Consider the following 19672-nt stretch of genomic DNA (forward strand, 5'->3'; position numbering starts at 1 on the left):
GTCTCAGGCCTCCTCGGCGGGGGCCGCGGCGCCCGCCTCGTGCTCGGCCAGCCCGCGCACGGCGGCGTCGACAGCGGACGTCGTCGGCCGCGTCGAGCCGTCCCGCATCACCTTGACGCAGCAGTCCGGCCGGCACACGTCGTACCACGCCGGGAAGCAGCCGACCGCGGCGCGACCCTCGCGCCGGCCCAGCCGCTCCTCCACGATGTCCACGAGCCCGGCCACGAACCGCGGGTCGGTGCCCGGGGTGGGGCTGCGCCGGAACCCCACGCCCAGCCCCTCGGCGGTCTCCTTGGCCTCGGTGTCGAGGTCCCAGACCACCTCCATGTGGTCCGAGACGAACCCCAGCGGCACGACGACGAAGCCCGCCACGGCGCGCCCCTGCGCGTCCGTCTCGGCGCCCTCGCCCGCGAGGTGCTCCATCGCGTCGTTGATGTCCGGCTCGAGCCACGGCACCGAGGGCGGGCCGGAGCGCGACTGGTACACGAGCGACCACGGCACGTCCGCGGCCTCGGGCACGCCGGCGAGGATCTCGCGGGCCACATCGAGGTGCTGCGCCGAGTACACGTCCGCACCCTCATCGCCCGGCTCCGCCCCCGCCTGCGCGCGCAGGTCGGCGGCGAGGCCGCGCGGGCCGGCGGCGGCGGCGTCGGAGGTGGGGATCGAGTGGGTCGCGAAGAGCACGTGGATCCGCGCGTCGTCCCCCAGCTCCGCGCGCAGCGAGGCCAGGTCCGCGCGCAGGCCGTCCCGGAACGGCTCGATGAAGCCGGGGTGGTTGAAGTACTGGCGCGTCTTGTCCAGGTCCACCTTCCCGGTCAGGCCGGTCTGCTCCATGGCCATGCCCATGTCCTCGCGGTACTGGCGGCACGAGGAGTAGCAGGAGTACGCGGAGGTGGTGACCGTCAGGATGCGGCGGTGCCCGTCGGCGTGCATCCGCGCGAGGGTGTCCGGGAAGTAGGGCTCCCAGTTGCGGTTGCCCCAGTACACGGGCAGGTCCAGGCCGCGGGCGGCCAGCTCGGCCTCGATGGCCGCCTTCAGCGCGCGGTTCTGCGCGTTGATGGGGCTGACGCCGCCGTTGGCGCGGTAGTGGGTGGCGACCTCCTCGAGGCGCTCGTCCGGGATGCCGCGCCCGCGCGTGACGTTGCGCAGGAACGGGATCACGTCGTCCTGGCCCTCGGGCCCGCCGAAGGAGGCGAGCAGCAGGGCGTCGTAGTCCTTGGGGGCCATCACGCCGCACACGTCGTAGTCGACGCCGGCGGCGGCCTTCTCGGGCGTCCGGAGGGCCGGGGCGACGCCGGCGTCCGGGCCGGTGTGGACGGGCGCGTCGGCGCGGGGCTCGGGGGCGGTAGTCATCAGGCCAGCACCTCCGCGATCTCGGCGGTCTCCAGACGGCGTCCGGTGTAGAACGGCACCTCGCTGCGCACGTGCAGGCGGGTCTCGTTGTTGCGCAGGTGGCGCATCATGTCCACCAGGTCCGTCAGCTCGTCCGCCTCGAGGCCCAGCAGCCACTCCCAGTCGTTCAGGCCGAACGCGCTGGTGGTATTCGCCCACACCTGCGGGAAGTCCTGGCCGAGCTGGCCGTGCTCGCGGAGCATGCGGGCCCGCTCCTTCGGGTCCAGCAGGTACCAGTCGTACGAGCGCACGAACGGGTAGAAGCACAGCCACTTCAGGGCCTTGCGGCCCATGGCGAAGGCGGGGACGTGGTCCTTGTTGAACTCGGCCATGCGATCTGCGCCCATGGCCGAGAGCACCATCGTGGTGCCCTCGAGCAGACGGGTGCGGCGCAGCTCGCGGATGGCGGCCTGCAGGTCCTCGGGCACCTGGCCGTACATCCACACCATGACGTCGCCGGCCTCGCGCATGCCCGAGACGTCGTAGACGCCGCGCACGGTCACGCCGGTCTGGGCCACCCGCGCGACGGCCTCGTCGAACTCCTTGGCGGCCTTCTTCGCGTCGCGGCCCTCCAGTCCCAGCCAGCCTGGCTCGCCCTGCGGGCGGGCGAACACGGTGTAGGTGGTGAACCAGTCCTTGCCGGCCTCGGCAGGGGTGGTGGTGCTGTCCTTGGTCATGGTCCTCTTCCTTGGGATCCGATTGCGTCAGGGGTGGTCTGGGGGCGAGGTCAGCCGGCGGGCGGTGCGTCGGCGCCGAGGGTGCGGTCCACGCCGGCGACGACGGCGGCCAGCCCGGTGCCGTGCACCCAGCTGCCCACGAGGTCGAGGCCGGGCACGTCCCGTGCCCAGTCGATCAGCGTGTCCGCCTTCGCGCGGTCGGGGCCGGCCTGCGGCGGGATGGAGCGGCGCCAGCGGGTGACGGTGCGGGCGACGACGTCCTCCTCCGCCAGCGGCACCCCGGTGAGAGTCGCCGTGTCCACGAGCGCCTGCGCGAGCAGCTCCTCGTCCGCGCTGCGATGGCCCAGGGCCTCGGGCCCGCCGCCCTGGCGGCCGTAGGACAGGCGCAGCACGTGGCGGTGGGGATGGCGGGCGACACCGTCCTCCTGCGGACGCGCGACGACCTCGCGCAGCCACGCCCACTTGGCGGTGACGTGGGTCAGGGCCTTGGCGGCCACGTCCGTCCCGGCGCCGACCAGCACTCCGGTGCCGCGTGGCGCGTCGTCCAGGCCCGCGGCCTCGACGACGAGCGTGGCCAGCGCGATGCCCTCGCCGAGGGCGGGGCCGGCGTCGGGGTCCAGGGCCTCGGCCGAGAGCGGGGCCAGCAGGTCCCAGGCGGTGACGCCGTCCACGGCCAGCACGACGCGGTCCACGTCGAGCCCGCGGACGACCTCGTCGTCCCGGTCCGAGATCTGGGCCCACCAGCCGCCGGTGGCGGGCACGCGGGACAGGGCGGCCACCCGGACACCGCGCAGGACGGTGGCCCCGTCCTCGCGCAGCGCCTCGACGAGCCGGCCGGTGAGGCGGACCATGCCGCCGTCCAGACCGGCCACGAGCGAGCCGGGGGTCCCGGTGGACCGCAGCGCGGCGACGCCCGCGGCCAGCCCGCCGTGCTCCACGGCGGCGGCGAGCAGGCCGGGGGCCACGCGCTCCAGCTCGACGACCGCGGGGTCGGCCGAGTGGACTCCGGCGACGACGGGGGCCACGAGGCGGTCGAGCACCTCGTCGCCGAGGCGGTCGGCCACGACCTGCGCGACGGTCACCGGCTCGCCGGCCGCGAGCGCGGCGGCCCAGCGATCCATGGGGGCCTCGGCGTCCTGCCGGGCGCGCTCCAGGCCGGCCGGCGTGAGGGCGGCGGCGAGGTCCTCGGCGTCGAGGTCGCCGGGGATGCCGACGATGCCGAGACGCGGGGCGCGCACGGGGCCGGCGGGACCGTGCAGCCACGAGCCGAGGGGCTCGGGCGCGACGATCTTCTCGCCCAGCCCGAGCTCCTCCACGAGCGCGCGCACGGCGGCGCCGCGGACGGCGAACGACTCGGCGCCGCCGTCGAGTTCGAGGGTCTGGGTCTCGGGGGCCCCGGTCTCGCCGTGCGAGGGGACGTCGAGGAAGCGCGGGGAGACCGCGCCCCCGAGCACGGAGGTGGCCTCGGCGAGGGTCACGTCCCAGCCCGCCGCGGACAGTCGGTGGGCCGCGACGAGGCCGGCGATGCCGCCGCCGACCACGAGCGCCGTGCCGCTCATGCGCGCTCCTCCCGCTCGGCGGTCTCGGCCCCCGGTGCCGGGTCCTGGCCCTCCCGCTCCGGCACGGGCAGGGAGTGGATCAGCTCGACCACGCGGGTCAGCACGGCCGCGTCCGTCTCCGGCGGCACGCCGTGGGCGAGGTTGACGACGTGACCGGGCGCGACGGCGCCGGAGGCGACGACGTCGCGCACGTGGGCCTCGAGGACCTCCCACGGGGCGGCGAGCAGGGCCGGGTCGATGTTGCCCTGCAGGGGCACGGCGCCGCGCCCGTCGGGGCCGGGGTTCGCGCTGAGCCGGCGGTGCGCCTCGGCGAGCGTGAGGCGGTGGTCCACGCCGACGGCGGTCGCGCCCGCGTCACGCATGTGGTGCAGGAACTCTCCGGTGCCCGTGCCGAAGTGCAGGAGCGGGGCGCCGTCGGGGACGCCGGGCCCGGCGAGGTCGGCGACATGGGCGAGGGCCGCCGTCGAGTGCGGCTGCACGTGCTCGAGGTAGTCGTCCGCCGAGAGCGAACCGGCCCACGAGTCGAACAGCTGCGCGGCGGAGGCGCCGGACTCGAGCTGGGCGCGCAGGAACTGGCCGGACACGGTGGCCGCCCAGCCGGCCAGGGCGGCCCAGGTCTCGGGGTCGGCGTGCATCATGCGCCGCGGGCCGAAGTGGTCGCGGGAGGGACGGCCCTCCACCATGTACGCCGCCAGCGTGAAGGGGGCGCCGGCGAAGCCGATCAGGGGGCGCGGGCCCAGCTCGGCGACGGTGGCCGCGACGGCCTCGCGGATGACGTCCAGGGCGGCGTCCTCGAGGACGGGCAGCGCGGCGACGTCGTCGGCGGTGCGGACGGCCTGGCCGAGCACGGGGCCCACGCCGGGCTGGATCTCCACGTCCACGCCCGCCAGGCGCAGGGGGACTACGATGTCCGAGAAGAAGATCGCCGCGTCGACGTCGTGGCGGCGCACCGGCTGCATCGTGATCTCCCGGACCAGGTCCGGCATGAGGCAGGAGTCGAGCATCCCGATCCCCTCGCGCACCCGGCGGTACTCGGGCAGCGAACGGCCGGCCTGCCGCATGAACCACACGGGGTGGCGGTCGGGGCGCTGGCCGCGCAGCGCGCGAAGGAGCGGGCTGGCCACGGTCGAGCGTGACGGATCCTCGGTGCGCAGCGGGTGCTCGGCGGGCAGTGCCGGGACGGCCGCGGGGGTCTCGGGGGTCTGGGACAGGGCGGACATGCCCCCAGTGTCCCACCGGTCGTGTCGCGGTGGCACATCTGCGTCCTCCGTGAGCGTCGTCACACTGGCCGACGGCACCCGGGTCAGGTCCGCCTTCCCGGACGGGCGGGGCGGTCGGGGCTAGACTTGGCCCGCTGTGACTGTCTTCTCTCTCGTCGCCTCCCACCATGACCTGGACCTGGACACGGTCGCCCGCCTCAGCGCCGGCGCGACCGGGGTCGGGCCCGCCCTGCCCGGCAGCGGCGCGGCGGGCGCCGTCGTGCTGGCCACGTGCAACCGCGTGGAGATCTACGCCGAGGCCGACGCGGCCGGCGTCGAGGCCGCCCGCGCGGGGCTGCTGTCCGCCGTCGCCGCCTCCACCTCCCTGCCCGACGAGGACGTGCACGCCGCGTTCCGCACACTCGACGCCGACGCCACGGCCCGTCACCTCTTCGAGGTCGGCGCCGGACTGGACTCCGCCGTGGTGGGCGAGCGCGAGATCGCCGGTCAGGTCCGACGCGCCCTGACGGCGGCCCAGGAGGCCGGCACCGCCTCGGGTCCGCTCGTCCGCCTCTTCGAGTCCGCCACGCGCACGGCCAAGGACGTCGGCTCCCGCACGGCGCTCGGCGCGGCCGGCCGCTCGGTCGTCTCCGTCGCCCTGGACCTCGCGGAGGAGCTGCGCGGTCTCACCGACGCCGCGGCCCAGCGCGACTTCTGGGCCGGGGCCACCATCCTGCTGATCGGCACGGGCGCCTACGCCGGCACCACGCTCGCGCAGCTGGCGGACCGGGGCGCGACCACCGTCGGCGTGCACTCGGCCTCGGGCCGCGCGGAGCAGTTCGTCGCGGACCGCGGCGGCTGGGCCCTCGCGCTCGGCGGCGAGGCCGTGGCCGGCGCCGTCGCCGAGGCGGACGTGATCATCGGCTCCTCCGGCGGCGAACGCCAGATCAGCCCCGAGCGCCTCCAGGAGCTGCGCAAGGGCGGACGGCGTCCGCTCACGGTGGTCGACCTGGCCCTCTCGCGCGACTTCGACCCGGCGGTCGCGGACCTGCCGGACGTCGATCTCATCACCCTCGAGTCGGTGCGGCTGGCCGCACCCGAGCAGGCCCAGGTCGCCGTCGCGGAGGCCCGCGCGCTCGTGGACGACGCCGTCGAGGAGTACCGCGCCGCGCAGCGTGGCCGCAGTGCCGACGCGGCGATCAAGGCCCTGCGCCGCCACACCCTCGGTGTGCTCGACCGGGAGCTCGAGCGCGTGCGCGCCCGCCACGGCTGCACGGCGGCCGCCGAGGAGGTGGAGTTCGCCCTGCGCCGCATGGTGAACCAGCTCCTGCACGAGCCCAGCGTGCGCGCCAAGCGGCTCGCCGCCGAGGGCCGGCTCGACCGCTATGAGGACGCCCTCGAGGCGGTCTTCGGGATCGAGGCCCCCGGCCGCCCCGCCCCCGCCGTGGGCACGGTCGAGGCGGTCTGTCCCGCGCACGAGGACGAGGGCGGCGCCGCGCGCATCGCGTGAGCCCGCCCCGCGCCAGGAGGACCCCGTGACCGACCACCCCGCCGCCACCGCGCCCGACGAGCCCGGGCGAGGCCGCCGTCTGCCCCGGCAGGAGCGTCGCCGCCAGCTGCTGGACTGCGCCCGAGCGGTCTTCGCCGCGGAGCGGTACGCGGGGGCCTCCATGGAGCAGATCGCCGAGCGGGCCGAGGTCTCCAAGCCGGTCCTCTACCAGCACTTCCCCAGCAAGCACGAGCTCTTCCTCGAGCTGTTGGACGCCGAGGTCGCGAGCCTGCGCGCGCTCCTCGAGGCGGCGATGGACACCCGCCGGGACAATCGCGAACGGGTGCGGGCCACCGTCGCCGCCGTGTTCGAGTACATGGCCTCTCCCGAGCGGACCCACCGCCTGATCTTCGACTCCGGCATCGACGGGGACCCGGAGGTGCGCACGCGCAGCGAGGCCGTGCACCGGCTGCTCTCCTCCGAGGTCGCGCGCACCATCCGCGCTGACACCACCGTGGCCGAGGCCGAGGCCGAGGTGCTCTCCCGCGGACTCGTCGGCTACCTCCTGGGCGCCGCCCGCCACTGGGCGGACCGGCTCGACGCCGACGCCCGCCCCGCCGCCGCCGAGATGGCCCGCACGGTGGACGCGCTCGTCTGGCGCGGCCTCGCCTCGCTGCCCTCCGCGGACGACGCGCCGCGCTGACCCGGCCGTCCGGCCCGTTTCGCCCGCGGGTGAACCTCGTGGGCGCCCGTCCACCCCGCCGAGCGGTCCCGTAGGCTGACGGCGGACCGCACAGGACGCGACGAAGAGAAGAGGTTCCCCATGGAGATCCGCATCGGTGTGCAGCACGTCGGCCGCGAGGTCGTCATCGACAGCGAGCAGTCGGCGGACGAGGTCCGCTCCCTCGTGGACGCCGCCGTCTCCGACGGCACCCCGCTGGTCCTGGCGGACGCCAAGGGCCGCCAGGTGGTCGTCCCCGGCGACCGCATCGGCTTCGTGGAGATCGGCGCGAAGAAGTCGGGCCCGCTCGGGTTCGCCGCCTCCTGACCCGCCCGCACGCCCCGGTGATCCGCCGGGGCGTGCGTCGTCTCGGCCCCCTGCCCAGGAGCACCGCCATGACCCCTCACGCCCTCGGCCTCCGCGGCCCCGCCGACCCGACCCTGCTCGAGCGCCTCGCCGCCCTGCGGACGGAGCTCGAGTTGCCGCCGGCCTTCCCCGCCCCCGTCCTGGCCGAGGCGGAGGCGGCCGCGCGTGAGGTGCACGCGGGCCTGACCGGGAGCCCGGACCACGCGGACCGCACGGCCCTGCCGTTCGTCACCGTGGACCCCGCCGGCTCCACGGACCTGGACCAGGCCCTGCTCCTGACCCCCGCCGACGACGACGGCATCCTGGTCCGCTACGCGATCGCGGACGTGCCCGCCTTCGTGACCCCGGGCGGCGCCGTGGACGGCGAGGCCCGCCGCCGCGGCCAGACCGTCTACCTGCCCGACGGCCGGGTCCCCCTGCACCCGGAGGTGCTGAGCGAGGACGCCGCCTCGCTGCTGCCCGACCGCGAGCACCCGGCGTTCGTGTGGACGTTCCTGCTGGACGCCGCGGGCGCCGTCGTCGAGACCGGCCTCGAACGCGCCCGCATCCGCTCCCGGGCGCAGCTGACGTACGGGCAGGTGCAGGCCTTCCTCGACGCACAGCCGGGGGCGCAGGCGCCGACGACGCCGCGCCCCGGGGTCACCGACGCGGACCGGGCCGCCGCCGAGGGGTGGCCGGCCGAGGTGCGCGACTCGCTGGCGCTGCTGCCGGAGGTGGGCCGACGGCGGGCCGCGCAGGAGGCCGCCCGCGGCGGCGCCTCCCTGAACCTGCCGGACCAGGAGGTCCGTGTCACCGAGGACGGGGCGCACGAGCTCGTGCACCGGGCGCCGTTGCCGGCGGAGGAGCACAACGCCCAGCTCTCCCTGCTGACCGGCATGGCCGCGGCCGAGCTGATGCTGGCCGCCGGAGTCGGGATCCTGCGTACGATGCCGGCGCCGGACACCGACGCCGTCGCCGCCTTCCGAGAGCGCACGCGCGCCCTGGGCGCCCCGTGGGACGAGGGCCAGGACTACGGCGCCTACCTGCGTTCCCTCGACCCCGCCGACGCGCGGCACCTGGCGGTGCTGCACGCGGCCACCGGGCTGTTCCGCGGCGCCGGGTACACGGCCTTCGACGCGCAGGCCGAGGACCCGGCCCTGCGCACCCCGCCGGACGAACCGGCCCAGGCCGCGCTCGCCGCCCCCTACGCCCACGCCACCGCTCCGCTGCGCCGGCTCGTGGACCGCTTCGTCCTGGCCCTGTGCCACGCCCATGCCATCGGCGCCCCCGCCCCCGCATGGGTCCGCAGCGCCCTGCCCGCGCTGCCCGCCCTCATGGCGGACTCGTCGCGCCGGGCCTCGGCCGCGAGCCGGACGGCGGCGGACCTCGTGGAGGCGGCGGCACTCGAGTCCCGCGTCGGCGCGGAGCTCGAGGGGATCGCGGTGCGCGAGGCGAAGGACGGCACGGAGGTGTGGCTGCTCGACCCGGCCGTGAGCCTGCGGGTGCCGGGCAGCGTCCCGGCGGGCACCCGGGTGCGCGTGCGGATCGAGGGCGTGGACCGCGCCTCGGGTGCGATCACGGCCGCGGGGGTAGACTGGCCGCACAGCTCACGCTGACCCAGGATGACCGGTCGCTCTCTGATCACCCTGACCCGCCGCCCGCGCCCCTGACGCCCGGGACGGCACCATGACCTGCCGGATCCGGCACGGCCCGCCGCGTACGGCGCGCCCGCCCGGTTCCACGGGGCGCCGCCCGTCGGCCGCTCCGCGTGCTTGCCTCGCGATCGGCTTCCGCTTGAACCGCGCGCACGGCGGAGCCGGGCCTTCCGCCCGCCGTGACGACGCCTGACCAGGAACGCGAGTCGCCATGACCCAGAACTCCGAGCACACCCCCGCCTCCGCCGACCTCGACCCGACGGTCGCCGCGATCGCGGAGGACATCGTCACCGAGGACGCCGCCCCCGTGGCCCCCGAGCAGACCTTCGCCGACTTCGGGGTGCACCCCGCGATCGTCGAGGCCCTGGAGGCCAAGGGCATCGTCCACCCCTTCCCCATCCAGGCCATGACCCTGCCGGTCGCCCTCGGCGGCCACGACATCATCGGCCAGGCCAAGACCGGCACCGGCAAGACCCTCGGCTTCGGCATCCCCGCGCTACAGCGCGCCATCGGCCCGGGCGAGCCCGGCTGGGACGGCCTCGAGGCCAAGGGCACCGCGGGCGCCCCGCAGGCCCTGATCGTCGCCCCGACGCGCGAGCTCGCCGTCCAGGTGGCCGGCGACCTCACGGCCGCCGCGGCCCGGCGCCCCCTGCGCATCGCCACCATCTACGGCGGCCGCGCCTACGAGCCGCAGATCGAGGAGCTGCAGCGCGGCGTCGAGATCGTCGTCGGCACCCCCGGCCGCCTCATCGACCTGATGCGCCAGCGCCACCTGCGCCTGGACCTGGTGAACACGGTGGTGCTGGACGAGGCCGACGAGATGCTGGACCTCGGCTTCCTCCCCGACGTCGAGACCCTGCTCGCCGCCGTCCCGGCCGTGCGTCAGACCATGCTGTTCTCGGCCACCATGCCGGGTCCCGTGGTCGCGATGGCGCGCCGCTACATGACGCAGCCGACCCACATCCGCGCGGCGGACCCGGAGGACGAGGGCCTGACGAAGAAGGACATCCGTCAGCTCGTCTACCGCGCCCACCACATGGACAAGGACGAGCTCGTGGCCCGCGCCCTGCAGGCCGAGGGCCGCGGCCGGACCATCATCTTCACGCGCACCAAGCGCACGGCCGCTCGCGTGGCGGACGAGCTGACGGCGCGCGGCTTCGCGGCCGGCGCGCTGCACGGCGACCTCGGCCAGGGCGCCCGCGAGCAGGCGCTGCGCGCGTTCCGCAACGGCAAGGTGGACATCCTCGTGGCCACCGACGTCGCGGCGCGCGGCATCGACGTCGACGACGTCACCCACGTGTTCAACTTCCAGGCGCCGGAGGACGAGAAGACCTACGTGCACCGCGTGGGCCGCACGGGCCGCGCCGGCAACAAGGGCGTGGCGGTGACCCTCGTGGACTGGGAGGACATGCCGCGCTGGTCCCTGATCGACAAGGCGCTCGGCCTCGGCCAGCCCGAGCCGGTGGAGACCTACTCCTCCTCCCCGCACCTGTTCTCCGACCTCGGCATCCCGAAGGGCACGAAGGGCCGTCTGCCGCAGGCCAAGCGCGTGCTCGAGGGCCTCGAGGGCGAGACGCTCGAGGACCTCGGCGGCCCCGAGGCGAAGCAGCGCGACGGCGGCCGCGGACGGGGTCGCGAGGGCGGCCGGTCCCGCGACGGCGAGCGCGGTGGCCGTGAGGGCGGCCGCGGCGGACGCGGCGGTCGGGGCCGGGGCGGCCGCTCCGGCGAGGGCCGAGACGCGGCGCGGGGCGGGAGCCGCGGCGAGCGCTCCGAGCGCTCGGGCCGCGGGCGTGGTGAGGCACCCGCCGAGCAGCGCGCCGAGGGCCGGGGCCGTGGTCGCGGCGAGGGCCGCAAGCGCACCGCCTCGCGCTCCGAGACCCCCGCGGCCCGGACGTCGGAGCCGGTGGCCGGCGTCGAGCTCACGGAGGCCCGCCGGGCCGAGCGCGCCGAGGCCCGGGCCGAGGCCCGTCGTCGCCGGGGCGGCCGCTCCCGCACGCGGCGCCGCAACGGCGAGGTCGTGGACGGCTGACCCTCCCTTCCGGGGCCCCGGGAGTCTTCTGCGCGAATGACCCTTCTGACCGCCGTGCAGGCGGCCGGAAGGGTCATTCGCGCAACGGATCCTCCGCCGTCGCCCGGGCCGTCCGGGTTCAGCCGCGGATGATCGCCGTGCCGGTACCCTGCCGCTCGATCTCGGCGAGCACCTCCGCGCCCGTGGTGTGCTCGCCGATCGGATTCGGCTTGCCGGTGCCGTGGTAATCGGACGAGCCGGTGACGAACAGCCCGTGCCGGTCCGCGAACGCGCGCAGCCAGGTGCGTTCCTCCGCCGGGTTGTCCCGGTGCTCGACCTCGACCCCCGCCAGTCCGGCCTCGGCCATCTGCTCGAACACCTCGTCGCCCACCACGCGGCCCCGCATGCGCGCCCGGGGATGCGCGAACACCGGCACCCCGCCGGCGGCCCGGATGAGCGCGACCGCCTCGGCCGGGTCCGGGGCGAAGTGCGGCACGTAGTACTTGGACCGGCCGGCGAGGATCTCCCGGAACGCCGCGGAGCGGTCCGGGACGGCCCCGATCGTCACGAGGGCGTCGGCCAGGTGGGGCCGGCCGATCGTCGCGTTCTCCGCCGCGTGCTCCTGGACCAGCTCCCACGTGATCGAGAAGTCCGCGCCCAGGCGCCGCACCATCTCCTGCGCCCGGGTCAGCCGCGCGTCGCGAGCCCGGCCGACTTCCCGCAGCAGGGCGGGGTCCTCGGGGTCGTGCAGGTAGCTGAGCACGTGCACGCTCACGCCGTCCGCGGAGGTGCAGGACATCTCCATGCCGGGCACGAGCGTCAGTCCGGTCTCCCGCGCGGCCTGGGCGGCCTCGGCCCAGCCGGCGGTGGTGTCGTGGTCGGTGAGCGCGAGGCCGTCCAGCCCGGCCCGCGCCGCCGCACGCACCACGTCGGCCGGCGGCTCGGTGCCATCGGACTCGGTCGAGTGCGTGTGCAGGTCGTAGCGGGCCATGGCGGCCATGGTACCGAGACCCGCGCGCGGCGGCCCCGACCTGCCCGCGCCCACCGGTGCCATGATGGAGGGTATGACCGATGCCGCACAGCACCCCGCCCAGACCACCCCCGACCAGCCCGCCGCCACCCCCGAGGCGGGCGCCGACGGCACCGGCGCGGTGAACCCCCAGCCGCTGGCCGAGCGCGTCGACAACCGCTCGCAGCGCCCCGCCTCGAACGCCTTCCGCGACTTCATGGCCTCCGACTGGGCGCCCTCGTCGCAGGCCCTGCCCGACCCCGACGCCTCGGCCCCGTACGCCGCCCGGCGGCGGGCCGCCGTCTCCGCGCGCTTCCCGGGCGAGCGGATCGTGGTGCCGGCCGGCCGCCTCAAGGTCCGTTCGAACGACACCGACTACCGCTTCCGCGCGCACTCCGCGTTCGCCCACCTGACGGGCCTCGGCGTGGACCACGAGCCGGACGCCGTGCTCGTGCTCGAGCCCACGGACCCGGGCGCCGGCGACGACGGCACGGACCACACCGCCACCCTGTACTTCCGTCCCCTGGCCGGCCGGGACACCGAGCAGTTCTACGCGGACTCGCGCTCGGGCGAGTTCTGGATCGGCCCCCGTCCGACCCTGGCCGGCCTGGCCGCCCGCACGGGTCTGCGCACGGCGGGGCTCGAGGAGCTCGAGTCCGCCGTCACCAAGAACGTGGCCGCGGACGGCACCGCGGTCCGGTTGCTGGCCGAGACCGACCAGGACGTGGATGCGCTGCTGGCCGCCGTCCGGACCGAGGCCGGCGTGGACCTGGCCGCCGCGGCCGAGGCCGACGCCCAGACCGCCGAGTTCCTCTCCGAGCTGCGCCTGGTCAAGGACGCGTGGGAGGTCGATCGGATGCGCGCCTCGGTGGCCGCGACCATCGCGGGCTTCGAGGACGTCGTGCGGGCCCTGCCGCGCGCCGTCGGCCACGACCGCGGCGAGCGCGTGGTCGAGGGCGCCTTCTTCGCCCGCGCCCGCCTCGAGGGCAACGACCTGGGCTACGACACGATCGCGGCCTCCGGCAACAACGCCACGATCCTGCACTGGATCCGCAACACGGGCGCCGTGCGCCCGGGTGAGCTGCTCCTGCTCGACGCCGGCGTCGAGGACGACTCCCTCTACACCGCGGACATCACCCGCACCCTGCCCGTGTCCGGCACGTTCACGGACGTGCAGCGCCGCATCTACCAGGCGGTCCTCGACGCCGCGGACGCCGCCTTCGCGATCGTGCGCCCCGGCATCCGGTTCCGCGAGCTCCACGCCGAGGCCATGCGGGTGCTCGTCGACCGCCTCGACGGCTGGGGCCTGCTGCCGGTCTCGGCCGAGGTCGCGCTCTCGGACGAGGGCCAGCACCACCGGCGCTGGATGCCCCACGGCACCTCGCACCACCTCGGCCTCGACGTGCACGACTGCGCGCAGGCCAAGCGCGAGCTCTACCTGGACGGCGTGCTCGAGCCGGGCATGGTCTTCACGATCGAGCCGGGTCTGTACTTCAAGGAGGAGGACCTGGCCGTGCCGGAGGAGTACCGCGGCATCGGCGTGCGCATCGAGGACGACATCCTCGTGACCGAGGACGGGGCCGAGAACCTCTCCGCGGCCCTCCCCCGCACCCCGGACGAGATCGAGGCCTGGATGGCGCGGCTCCAGGCGTGATCCGGCGCGGAGGGCGCGCCTAGGGTTCGGACCATGGGTATCGACCTGACCACCGAGCTCACCGCCCTCCGCGACCGCCTCCTCTCCGCCGAGGCGGAGCACGCCGACCTCATCTCCCGCGTCCGGGACCGCCACCGGGCCTCGGCCCGGAACCTCGTGCACTACGTCGCCCTGCGCGGCACCGACCTGCGGCCGCTGCAGGAGGCACTGAGCGACGCCGGCCTGTCCTCGCTGGGCCGCATGGAGGCCGGCGTGCTCGGCCACGTGGACGCGGTGCTGGCCGCCGCCCGCGCGCTCGACGGCGACCTCGCCACCGCACCCGAGGATGACGCCCTGACCTCCGCCGAGGGCCGCGCCATCCTCGCCCGCAACGCAGCGAGCCTGCTCGGTCCGGCCCGCGGCGACCGGGACGCGCGCATCATGGTGACGATGCCCTCCGAGGCCGCCACGGACCCAGAGCTCGTGGCCCGGATCGCCGAAGCCGGCATGGACCTGGCGCGCGTGAACTGCGCCCACGACGACGAGCAGGCGTGGGCCGCCATGATCGCGGCGGTCCGCCGGTGTGCCGGTGCGGGCCGGCCCGCACCCCTGGTCGCGATGGACCTGGCCGGGCCGAAGGTGCGCACCGGCCCCATCGAGCCGGGACCGCGCGTCGTGAAGGTGAAGCCCGCCCGGGACCCCTCCGGGATCGTCACCGAGCCCTCCCGCGTGTGGCTCGCCGCCGGGCCCCACGACGCCGTGGCCGTGGCGGACCGGCCGGACGGCGCCGTCGTCGTGCCGCTGGCGGCCCCGGACGGGAAGACCCTGGCGGGCCTGCAGCGCGGCGACGAGATCGAGCTGACCGACGCGCGGGGTGCACACCGCAGGCTGGAGGTCGAGCGGGTGAGCGGCGAGGGCGTGCTCGTGCGGGCGGACAAGACGGTCTACTGGGCGACGGGCACGGCACTGACGACGCCGCACGGTCCGCTCGAGGTGGGACCGCTGCCCCCGCTCGAGCAGTCGATGCGCGTGCACGAGGGCGAGCAGATCGTGCTGACCCGCTCGCTCGAGCCGGTTCCCGCGGTCGACACGCCGCCCTACCGGATCGGCCTCACCCTGGCGCAGGCGTTCGCGGACGCGACGGTCGGCGACCGGGTCTCCCTCGACGACGGACGGATCGGCACGCGGATCACGGGGGTGTCCGACGATGAGATCACCCTCGAGGTGACCCAGGCCGGCCCGCGCGGGGCGAAGCTCAAGGCGGAGAAGGGCGTGAACTTCCCGGACACGCACCTGGACATCCCGGCCCTCACGGACGAGGACCTCGCCCACATCCCGTTCGCGGCTCGCCACGCGGACATGGTGAACATGTCCTTCGTCCGCTCGGCCGAGGACGTGGCCCAGCTGATCGACGCGCTCGAGGCCGAGGACGCGCCGGACGTGGACATCACGCTGAAGATCGAGACGGTGGAGGCCTTCCGGCAGCTGCCGCGGATGCTGCTCGAGGCGATGCGCTGGCGGGACGTCGGGGTGATGATCGCCCGCGGCGACCTGGCGGTGGAGGCCGGCTTCGCACGCATGGCCGAGCTGCAGGAGGAGATCCTGTGGCTGTGCGAGGCCGCGCACGTGCCCGCGATCTGGGCCACCCAGGTCCTCGAGTCCCTCGCCAAGACCGGCCTGCCCTCACGGGCGGAGATCACGGACGCCGCGATGGCGCAGCGGGCCGAAGCCGCGATGCTGAACAAGGGCCCGTACATCGACCGCGCCGTCACCGTCCTCGGCGACATCCTGGGCCGGATGCACGGTCATGCGAGCAAGAAGCGCGACATGCTCCGGCGGCTCGAGTCCTGGTCCCTCTGACGGGGCTCAGCCGCGCGGCTCGTCCTGGGGCCGTGGCGGGTGGCCGCCGCGCGCCTCGATGAGCTTGGCGACCTCCTCCGGCGGCAGGGTCACGCCGTAGGAGCGGTCCAGGCCGGTGGGCGCGGGGTCCGCCTCCGGGGCGGGCCGGGCCGGCGCCTCGGGCCCGCCGGGGGCCGGCGCCGCGTGGGACCCGCCCGACGACGGCGCGGGGGCCGGGGTGGCCTGCACGGACCCGTCCTCGGCCTCCGCGGCGGGGGCGGGCGCCGGTTGCGACGCCGCGGGCGGCGTCGGGGCCGCGGCACCGCCCAGGCCCAGCTCCTGGCGGGCGCGGGCGGCGTGGTCGAACGCGACCACGAGGTCGAAGGCCGTGGGCACGACGGCCTGCGAGGACGCGAAGCCGTGCTGCCCCCGACGCATCGCGAAGCCGATCACGCCGAAGATCAGCCACACCGCCAGGCCCAGCAGCATGGAGGTGAGGATCTGCCCCGGGCCGGCCTCGGGGGCCAGCAGGTAGAGGAACACGCCGATCAGTCCGCCGAAGAACACGCCGCGCACACCCGCGGACAACGCCACCTGGGCGTAGTTCAGCCGGCCGCGCACCCGCTCCACGACCCGCAGGTCCTTGCCCACGATCGACACGGCGCTCACGGGGAAGTCCGTGGCGGCGAGGCGGTCCACCTGCTCGCGCGCCTGCGCGTAGGTGGCGTAGGTGGCCAGCAGCTCGCCGCGGGGCAGGCCCTGCTCGGCTCCGGGCTGAGGGTTGGGCATCATGATCGACATGGACCCATTGTGCCCGGCCCGGTACCCGGGCGGGCGGGGGTCCGCCGTCCGCGGACACGGAGCCGCGGCCCGGTACGCCGTAGGCTGGGTCGGTGAGCTCCCCCAAGATCTTCGTGGCCCGCCTGCTGGGCCTGGACGTCTTCGACCCCCTCGGCGACCGCCTGGGCCGGCTGCGCGACGTCGTCGTGCTGGACCGCGGCCCCGCCGCAGCCCCGTTCGCCACCGGCCTCGTGATCGAGGTCCCCGGCAAGAAGCGCGTCTTCGTCCCGATGACGCGAGTGACGTCCATGGACTCGGGCCGGATCATCACGACCGGGCTGATCAACCTGCGCCGGTTCTCCCGCCGTGGCGCCGAGCAGATGGTGGCCGCCGACCTCTTCGACCGGAAGGTGCGCCTCTCCGACGGGTCGGGCGAGGCCTTCCTGGAGGACATCGGGCTGGAGCAGCAGCGCAACGGCGACTGGCTGGTCTCGGACCTGTACGTGCGCCGCATCGTCGGCCGCGGCCCCTTCGGCCGCGCCCAGCGGGGCGAGCACCTCCTGCTGAACTGGGACGAGGCCCGCTGGACGGCGCAGGCCGACCCGCAGGGGGCCACGAGCTTCCTCGCCGCGCACGAGGACCTCAAGCCCGCCGACCTGGCGGACATGCTCCACGACATGTCGGAGAAGCGCCGCGTCGAGGTCGCCAGCGAGCTGCAGGACGAACGCCTCGCGGACGTGCTCCAGGAGCTGCCCGACGACGACCAGGTGCAGATCCTCTCCCAGCTGGACATCGACCGCGCCGCCGACGTCCTGGAGGAGATGGACCCGGACGACGCGGCGGACCTGCTCCACGAGCTGCCCGACTCCCAGCAGGAGCTGCTGCTCGAACGCATGGAGCCGGAGGACGCCGAGGACGTCCGGCGCCTGCTCGAGTACGAGGAGGGCACCGCGGGCTCGCTCATGACCCCCGTGCCGGTCATCCTCCCCCCGGAGGCCACCGTGGCCGAGGCCATGGCGACCATCCGACAGCAGGAGATCTCCCCCGCGCTGGCCTCGCTCGTGATCGTGGCCCGGCCGCCCCTGGAGACGCCGACGGGCCGGTTCCTCGGCGTCGTCCACTTCCAGCGCCTGCTGCGGTACCCGCCGCCGGAGGCGATCGGCAACATCATGGACAAGGACCTCGAGCCCGTCTCGGACCTCGCCCCCATCGCCCATGTGACCCGCGAGCTCGCGACCTACAACCTCACGTGCATCCCCGTGGTGAACGAGCAGGACCGCGTCGTCGGGGCCGTGAGCGTGGACGACCTGCTCGACCACATCCTGCCCGACGACTGGCGGGCCATGGACCTCGACGACGCCGAGACCCGCCCCGCAACCTGACCCCCGCGGCCCGCCGCCGCACGACACCGGAGGTGTGAGCATGACCCAGACCGCGCGAGACCTGCGCCCGGGCCGCGGCACCGGCCTGGACACCCCGCTGAGCGCCAGCGGGCGCCGCGTGCCCCGGCTGGCCCCGAACCCGGACGCCTTCGGCGAGGCCACCGAGGGCATCGCCCGCTTCATGGGCACCCCGCAGTTCCTCGTCTGGATGACGCTGTTCTGCGCCGCCTGGCTGGGCTGGAACACGTTCGGCCCGATGGAGTGGCGGTTCGACTCCGCCGAGCTCGGCTTCACCGCGCTCACGCTCATGCTCTCCCTCCAGGCGTCCTACGCCGCACCCCTGCTCCTGCTGGCGCAGAACCGCCAGGACGACCGGGACAGGGTCGCGCTGCGCGAGGACCGTGACCGCGCCGAGCGCAACCTCGCCGACACCGAGTTCCTCACCCGCGAGATCGCCGGTCTGCGGCTGGCCGTCCAGGAGGTCGCCACGCGCGACTTCGTGCGCGGCGAGCTGCGCGGCGTCCAGGACGACCTCAGGGACGACCTCCGCGAGGCGCTGCGCGCCGAGCTGCGGGAGGAGATCCGGGAGGAGATCCGGGAGGAGCTGCGCGCCGGCCTCCCGGGCGCCGAGGCCCAGCCCCGCAAGAACAAGAAGACCAAGGGCCGCGGCCGGGATGCGCGGCGCGGCGACGCCGGCGCCGAGCCCACGACCACCACGCTCGCCACCCTCGCGGCCCAGGAGGCCCGCGAGGCCGGGGGGTCCGGTCCGGCGGCCGGTCCCGCCGACGGTGCGGGCCCGGTGGACGGGGGCGGCCGATGAGCGCCCTGGGCCTGCCCGTGCCCGAGGTCCGCACCGACCTCGAGCGCCGGGTGCTGGAACGGCTCGCCACGGTCCAGGACCCCGAGATCCGCCGCCCGATCACCGACCTCGGCATGGTGGAGTCGGTCGTGGAGACCGCCCCGGGCGTCGTCGAGGTCGCGGTCCTGCTCACGATCGCCGCGTGCCCCCTGCGCGGGACGATCCAGACGGACGTGGCCGCCGCCGTCGCCGTCGTGCCCGGCTGTGAATCCGTGGACGTTCGCGTCGGGGTCATGGAGCCCGAGCGCCGCCTGGCGCTGCAGGACGCCCTGCGCGCGACTCGGCCGACGAACCCGTTCGGGGAGGGGACGCTCACGCGCGTCCTCGCGGTGGCCTCGGGCAAGGGCGGCGTGGGCAAGTCCTCGGTCACGGCCAACCTCGCGGTCGCGCTCGCCGCGCGCGGACTCGCCGTCGGCCTGATCGACGCGGACGTGCACGGCTACTCCATCCCCGGGCTCCTGGGCGTGACCGGCACCCCGACGAAGCTGGACCGGATGATCCTGCCCCCCGTGGTGCGGGACGTGAAGGTCATCTCGATCGGCATGTTCCTCGACGCGGACCGGCCGGTGGCCTGGCGCGGGCCGATGCTGCACCGCGCGCTCGAGCAGTTCGTCACGGATGTGCACTGGGGCGACCTGGACGTCCTGCTCGTGGACCTGCCCCCGGGCACCGGGGACATCGCGATCTCGACGGCGCAGCTGCTGCCCGCCTCGGAGCTGCTCGTGGTGACCACGCCGCAGCACGCCGCCGCGCAGGTGGCCGCGCGCGCCGGTCAGCTGGCGGAGCAGACGGGCCAGACCGTGGCCGGCGTCGTGGAGAACATGGGGCCGATGACCCTGCCAGACGGCACCGTCCTGGATGTGTTCGGGACCGGCGGCGGCGCCGAGGTGGCGGAGCGGCTGTCCGGGGTGCTGGACACGCAGGTGCCGCTGCTGGGCACCGTTCCCCTGGACCCGGCGCTGCGCGCGGGCGGCGACGCCGGCGAACCCGTGGTGGTGTCCGCGCCGGAGAGCCCCGCGGGCCGGGCGCTGACGCAGATCGCGCAGCGGGTGGCCGTGCGACCGCGCGGGCTGGCCGGGCGGCGCCTTCCGGTCACCCCGCGCTGACCTCGGGTGCCGGCGCCCC

General features: G+C 75.6%; 16 protein-coding genes. 10 read left to right on the plus strand and 6 right to left on the minus strand.

Annotation, left to right across the window (positions count from 1 at the left end; all coding sequences use genetic code 11):
* Positions 1-3: 3 nt before the first annotated feature.
* From B1A86_RS07630 to hemE, 4 genes are read right to left on the minus strand one after another with little or no spacing between them, the layout of a single operon-like run.
* Complete coding sequence (locus B1A86_RS07630; RefSeq protein ID WP_036314320.1) at positions 4-1353, minus strand: ferrochelatase; 1350 nt, start codon at positions 1351-1353, stop codon at positions 4-6.
* Positions 1353-2069 carry a hydrogen peroxide-dependent heme synthase gene (gene hemQ / locus B1A86_RS07635; protein ID WP_036314319.1) on the minus strand — a complete coding sequence of 239 codons (717 nt, stop codon included), beginning with the start codon at positions 2067-2069 and terminating at the stop codon, positions 1353-1355. Before hemQ ends, B1A86_RS07630 begins: the two co-directional genes overlap by 1 nt.
* A gap of 50 nt (positions 2070-2119) precedes the next feature.
* Positions 2120-3628 (minus strand): NAD(P)/FAD-dependent oxidoreductase, encoded by a 1509-nt coding sequence (locus tag B1A86_RS07640; protein WP_036314317.1) that lies wholly within the window; start codon positions 3626-3628, stop codon positions 2120-2122.
* Positions 3625-4848: a uroporphyrinogen decarboxylase gene (gene hemE, locus B1A86_RS07645; RefSeq protein ID WP_036314314.1), complete on the minus strand. Its 1224-nt coding sequence runs from the start codon at positions 4846-4848 to the stop codon at positions 3625-3627. Before hemE ends, B1A86_RS07640 begins: the two co-directional genes overlap by 4 nt.
* 136 nt (positions 4849-4984) lie before the next feature.
* Between hemE and B1A86_RS07650 the strand changes: the two genes are divergently transcribed.
* The 5 genes from B1A86_RS07650 to B1A86_RS07670 all read left to right on the plus strand — a co-directional run bounded on the left by B1A86_RS07650 (position 4985) and on the right by B1A86_RS07670 (position 11066).
* Complete coding sequence (locus tag B1A86_RS07650) at positions 4985-6337, plus strand: glutamyl-tRNA reductase (RefSeq protein WP_078025602.1); 1353 nt, start codon at positions 4985-4987, stop codon at positions 6335-6337.
* Positions 6338-6362: 25 nt separating this feature from the next.
* Complete coding sequence (locus tag B1A86_RS07655; protein ID WP_049147262.1) at positions 6363-7019, plus strand: TetR/AcrR family transcriptional regulator; 657 nt, start codon at positions 6363-6365, stop codon at positions 7017-7019.
* A gap of 120 nt (positions 7020-7139) precedes the next feature.
* On the plus strand, positions 7140-7364 hold the full coding sequence (locus B1A86_RS07660) for a DUF3107 domain-containing protein (protein WP_049147259.1): 225 nt from the start codon (positions 7140-7142) through the stop codon (positions 7362-7364).
* Between the two features lie 68 nt (positions 7365-7432).
* Positions 7433-8998, plus strand: a complete 1566-nt coding sequence (locus B1A86_RS07665) for an RNB domain-containing ribonuclease (RefSeq protein WP_078025601.1) — start codon at positions 7433-7435, stop codon at positions 8996-8998.
* Positions 8999-9248: 250 nt separating this feature from the next.
* Positions 9249-11066: a DEAD/DEAH box helicase gene (locus B1A86_RS07670; RefSeq protein ID WP_089529313.1), complete on the plus strand. Its 1818-nt coding sequence runs from the start codon at positions 9249-9251 to the stop codon at positions 11064-11066.
* A 118-nt stretch (positions 11067-11184) separates the two neighbouring features.
* On the opposite strand, the gene B1A86_RS07675 is transcribed toward B1A86_RS07670, so the two are convergent.
* Positions 11185-12045 (minus strand): PHP domain-containing protein, encoded by an 861-nt coding sequence (locus B1A86_RS07675; RefSeq protein WP_078025600.1) that lies wholly within the window; start codon positions 12043-12045, stop codon positions 11185-11187.
* A 64-nt stretch (positions 12046-12109) separates the two neighbouring features.
* On the opposite strand from B1A86_RS07675, the gene B1A86_RS07680 reads away from it, so the two are divergent.
* Both B1A86_RS07680 and B1A86_RS07685 read left to right on the plus strand, forming a co-directional pair.
* Positions 12110-13708 carry an aminopeptidase P family protein gene (locus B1A86_RS07680; RefSeq protein ID WP_078025599.1) on the plus strand — a complete coding sequence of 533 codons (1599 nt, stop codon included), beginning with the start codon at positions 12110-12112 and terminating at the stop codon, positions 13706-13708.
* Between the two features lie 33 nt (positions 13709-13741).
* On the plus strand, positions 13742-15547 hold the full coding sequence (locus B1A86_RS07685; RefSeq protein ID WP_078025598.1) for a pyruvate kinase: 1806 nt from the start codon (positions 13742-13744) through the stop codon (positions 15545-15547).
* A gap of 6 nt (positions 15548-15553) precedes the next feature.
* Here B1A86_RS07685 and B1A86_RS07690 read toward each other — a convergent pair whose 3' ends face one another.
* The gene (locus B1A86_RS07690) at positions 15554-16327 is read right to left on the minus strand and encodes a general stress protein (RefSeq protein ID WP_078025597.1); all 774 of its coding nucleotides are present in this window, start codon (positions 16325-16327) and stop codon (positions 15554-15556) included.
* A gap of 92 nt (positions 16328-16419) precedes the next feature.
* On the opposite strand from B1A86_RS07690, the gene B1A86_RS07695 reads away from it, so the two are divergent.
* Genes B1A86_RS07695 through B1A86_RS07705 form a run of 3 tightly spaced genes read left to right on the plus strand, consistent with a single transcriptional unit; the run spans position 16420 to position 19653 of the window.
* On the plus strand, positions 16420-17688 hold the full coding sequence (locus B1A86_RS07695) for a magnesium transporter MgtE N-terminal domain-containing protein (RefSeq protein ID WP_036339212.1): 1269 nt from the start codon (positions 16420-16422) through the stop codon (positions 17686-17688).
* A 40-nt stretch (positions 17689-17728) separates the two neighbouring features.
* On the plus strand, positions 17729-18508 hold the full coding sequence (locus B1A86_RS07700) for a DUF1003 domain-containing protein (RefSeq protein ID WP_063189568.1): 780 nt from the start codon (positions 17729-17731) through the stop codon (positions 18506-18508).
* Positions 18505-19653, plus strand: a complete 1149-nt coding sequence (locus tag B1A86_RS07705; RefSeq protein WP_060973497.1) for an Mrp/NBP35 family ATP-binding protein — start codon at positions 18505-18507, stop codon at positions 19651-19653. The genes B1A86_RS07700 and B1A86_RS07705 overlap by 4 nt, the downstream gene beginning before the upstream one ends.
* The last annotated feature ends 19 nt before the right edge of the window (positions 19654-19672 follow it).

Origin of the sequence: Micrococcus sp. KBS0714 (assembly GCF_002008305.4) — a bacterium.
In the GTDB taxonomy this organism is placed as follows: Bacteria; Actinomycetota; Actinomycetes; order Actinomycetales; family Micrococcaceae; genus Micrococcus; species Micrococcus luteus.